The sequence below is a fragment of the Actinomadura darangshiensis genome (assembly GCF_004349235.1).
In the GTDB taxonomy this organism is placed as follows: domain Bacteria; phylum Actinomycetota; class Actinomycetes; order Streptosporangiales; family Streptosporangiaceae; genus Spirillospora; species Spirillospora darangshiensis.
Genome location: NZ_SMKY01000492.1, coordinates 1 through 3,917, shown reverse-complemented (window position 1 = coordinate 3,917; position 3,917 = coordinate 1). Strand labels below are relative to the sequence as shown.

The following is a 3,917-nucleotide window of genomic DNA, read 5'->3' as shown; positions in this document are numbered from 1 at the left end:
GTGGTGGTTTCGGCTTGCTGGGTGTGCAGCGGGATGGGGCTGCGGCCGTCGCGCGGCGAGGTGTGGGTCTGCGTGTGTCCAGCGGCGGCCTCACCCTCCTGCGCGACGTTCTGCGGCGTGGGGTTGTGGGCGTCGCTCTCGGTGGTGTGGATTTCTGGGTGTGGGGCGGCGGTCTCGCGTAGTTGCTGGACGTGCAGCGGCATCAGGTCGCGGTGTTCGACTCGGTGGCCCCGTCCGGCCAGCCAGAGGGTGTAGGGGCCTGCGCCGCCGCCTATGTCGGCGACCGTGGAGGGGGCGGGCGGCAGGTGGCGCAGGACGATTTCCTTGGTGCGCTCGAACTCGATCTGCCCGCGCGCGGTCGTGAGCCGGTCGCGCTCGCCGCCTTGGGCGTAGTACCTCGTCAGGAGTTCGCTCATACGCCAGCGTAGGAGCCGGATACCTCGCCATGCGACCTGTTAAGCGGGCCCCCGGAGGCCCTTGACTGGTGGCTTTCTTTTATAAGATAGTCCCTACCAGTGCCGGATGTGTGCTGGGAGGCGCGGATGCGGGTGGCCGAGGCGGTGGCGGGTGCGCTCGCCGAGCACGGGGTGTCGTGCCTGTTCGGGGTGCTCGGGGACGGAAATCTGCCGATCCTGGACGTGCTGGTCCGCGAGCACGGCGCCGACTACGTCGCGGCGGCCCGGGAGGACGGGGCCGTCCTGATGGCGGACGGCTACGCGCGGGCCGGCGGACGGCTCGGCGTCGCGACCGTCACGCACGGGCCCGCGCTCACCAACGCGGTCACCGCGCTGACCGAGGCCGCCCGGGCCAGGACGCCGATGCTGCTCATCGCCGCCGACACGCCGCCCGGAGACAGGCGCAACCCGCAGGCCATCGACCAGGAGGACGTCGTCCGGCCGACCGGGGCGGGCGTCCAGCGGGTGCATTCCGCGGAGTCGGCGGTGGCGGACGTGGTGCGCGCCGTGCGGCGGGCGTTCACCGAGCGGCGGCCGATCGTCCTGAACGTCCCGACTCCGCTGCTGGGGCTGGAGGCGGGGGACGGGCCTGGAACGTTCCTTGCGGATCGGACGCCGCTGCCGCCGCCCCGGGACGAGGAGGTCCGGCGGGTCGCGGCGGCTCTGGAGCGGGCTGAGCGGCCGGTCATCGTGGCGGGCCGGGGGGCCGCCGAGGCCAGAGACGAACTGGTCGGGCTCGCCGAGCGGACGGGGGCGCTCCTCGCCACGACCCTCAAGGCCAAGGGCTTCTTCTCCGGCGAGCCCTACGACGTGGGTGTCTGCGGCGGCTTCGCGACCGGGATCGGGCGGCGGCTCATCAGGGAGGCCGACCTGCTGCTCGCCGTGGGCGCCTCGCTCAACTCGTTCACCGTGGACGGCGGCCGGATGCTCGCCGGGAACCCGGTGATCGTGCACAACGACGTCCGCCCCGAGGCGTTCGGCGAGTGGACGCCCGCCGACCTGCGCGTTCTCGGCGACGCCAAGGCGCTTGCCGCGATGCTCGCCGAGACGGCCGTGAAGAAGACCGGATGGCGGACGGACGAGACAGCCCGCCGCCTGGACGAGTACGCCTACGAGACCGAGTACCCGGACGGCAGCGACGACACCGGCCTCGACCCGCACACGGTGGTCGCGGCGCTGGAGCGGATCGTCCCAAGGGAGCGGACACTGGTGGTCGAGGGCGGCCACGCGGCGCTGTCCGAGCCGTGCCGGGGCCTGTCGGTTCCCGATCCGTCCGGCTTCGTGTTCCCGGTCAACTTCGGGTCGATCGGGCTCGGCCTGGCGTCGGCGATCGGCGCGGCGACCGCGCGTCCCGACCGGGTGACCCTCGCCGTCACCGGCGACGGGGCGCTGATGATGAACCTCGCCGAGCTGGACACGGCGGTGCGGCGCGGCCTGCGGCTCGTGGTCGTCGTCATGAACGACGCCGCGTTCGGCTACGAGTACCACAACATGCTGCACCGCGGCATGGACACCGGGCTGTCGCTGATCCCGCGCCCCGACTTCGCCGCGGTCGCCCGCGCGTTCGGCGCGGCGGCCGTGACCGTCCGGACGCCCGGCGAGCTGGACGACCTCAAGGGACTGATCGCCGACCCGTCCGGGCCGGTGCTCGTGGACGCCCGGCTGACCCGGGCGGTGCGGACGCGCTGGTTCGCCGAGCACGAGAACGGCCTGGACCCCGCGGACCCGGACTTCCGGCCGCGCTACCGGTAAGGAGGCACATGTTCACCCGAATGGACCAGGGCACCCGCGAGGACTGGCTGTACATCCGCGGCGAGACCCTGAAGACGCAGGAGGACGCGCCCGGCCGGGTGCTCCCGATGCTGGCCGCGTTGTCGGCGTTCAGCGACGGGTTCGCCGTCGACCAGCTGGAGCACTCGCTGCAGACCGCCGCGCACGCCGAGGCGGCGGGCGCGGACGACGAGATGGTCGTCGCGGCGCTCTGCCACGACATGGGCAAGGTGATCTCGACGGCCAACCACGCGGCGGTCGCGGCGGAGATCCTGCGGCCGTACGTGTGCGAGGACGTCTACCGGATCATCCACGCGCACCAGACGTTCGAGGCCGCGCACTACGGCCACCATTTCGGCTGGGATCCGGCCGAGCGGGAGGCGTTCAAGGACGAGCCCTGGTACGCGGACGCGCTCCGGTTCGCCGACGAGTGGGACCAGGTCGCGTTCGACCCTGGCTTTGACACGCCGCCGCTGGAGCACTTCGCGCCCCGCGTCCGCCGCGTGTTCGGCGGCGTCCGGACGATCACGAAATGACGGCGGGCACGAGATGAGCAGGGCGGGCACGCGATGAGCCGGGCGGGGGCGGCCCGCGCCGTGCTGCAGCGCGCTCCGCGCCATCTCGACCTGGTGGAGCTGCCGCTCCCGGACGTCGGCCCGGACGAGGCGCTGCTGCGCGTCGAGGCGTGCGGGATCTGCGGGACGGACGTCGAGGAGTACAGCGGCGCGCTGCTGGACACCATCGGCCCCGCCTCGCCGTTCATCCCCGGCCACGAGCCGGTCGGCCGGATCGCGGCGATCGGGGCGCGGGCGGCGCGGCGGTGGGGGCTCGGCGAGGGCGACCGCGTCGTGGTCGAGCCGGCGCTGCCGTGCGGCGCGTGCCGCGAGTGCCGGACGGGCCGCTACGTCCTGTGCGCGGGCTGGGACCACTATCCGATGAGCTACGGGTTCGTCCCCGCGAAGATCCCGCCCGCGCTGTGGGGCGGGTTCGCCGACCACATGTACCTGCACCCGAACAGCGTCGTCCACCGGATCTCCGATGCCGTCGACCCGCGGGCGGCGGCGACGTTCAACGCGCTCGCGGCCGGGGTCGAGTGGGCGGTCGAGGTGCCCGGTACCCGCGCGGGCGACTGCGTGGTCGTGCTGGGCGCCGGCCAGCGGGGGCTCGCCTGCGTCCTGGCGGCGCGGGCGGCGGGCGCCGACCCGGTGATCGTCACCGGGCTGGCGTCCGACCGGCACAAGCTCGACCTGGCGCTGGAGCTCGGCGCGACCGCCGCCGTGGAGGCGGACGGCGGCGGCGTCCCGGAGAAGGTCATGGAGCTGACCGGCGGCGAACCGGCGGACGTGGTGATCGACGTCGCCTCGCGCGACCCGGCGACCGTGCTGGACGCGATGCGGATCGTCCGGCGCGGCGGGACGGTGGTCCTCGCCGGGCTCAAGGGCGGCCGTCCCGTCGACGGCTGGGTCAGCGACGATGTGGTCCTCAAGGGGCTGCGGGTGCAGGGCGTCCGGGCGGTGGGGCACACCTCGTTCCGCCGGGCCGTCGCGCTGATCGAGGCGGGAAGCCGGCCGCTGCACCGCCTCGTCACCCACACCTTCGCTCTGCACGACGCGGCCGAGGCCATCGAAACGCTCGCAGGAGACCGCCCCGGCACCCCGCCGGTGAGCGTCGTCATCACCCCCGACCCTGTCC

Annotated in this window: 4 protein-coding genes; 3 read left to right on the top strand and 1 reads right to left on the bottom strand. The window is 73.8% G+C overall.

The window, feature by feature from the left end:
* The coding region (locus E1293_RS45270) for a class I SAM-dependent methyltransferase (protein ID WP_481726116.1) at positions 1-416 on the bottom strand (416 nt) is incomplete at its 3' end.
* Between the two features lie 126 nt (positions 417-542).
* On the opposite strand from E1293_RS45270, the gene E1293_RS45265 reads away from it, so the two are divergent.
* From E1293_RS45265 to E1293_RS45255, 3 genes are all read left to right on the top strand, one after another.
* Entirely contained in the window at positions 543-2,207 is a 1,665-nt protein-coding gene (locus tag E1293_RS45265; RefSeq protein WP_165978700.1) for a thiamine pyrophosphate-binding protein, read from the top strand.
* An 8-nt stretch (positions 2,208-2,215) separates the two neighbouring features.
* On the top strand, positions 2,216-2,761 hold the full coding sequence (locus E1293_RS45260; RefSeq protein ID WP_132206061.1) for an HD domain-containing protein: 546 nt from the start codon (positions 2,216-2,218) through the stop codon (positions 2,759-2,761).
* 33 nt (positions 2,762-2,794) lie between these two features.
* The coding region (locus tag E1293_RS45255) for a zinc-dependent alcohol dehydrogenase (protein ID WP_132206059.1) at positions 2,795-3,917 on the top strand (1,123 nt) is incomplete at its 3' end.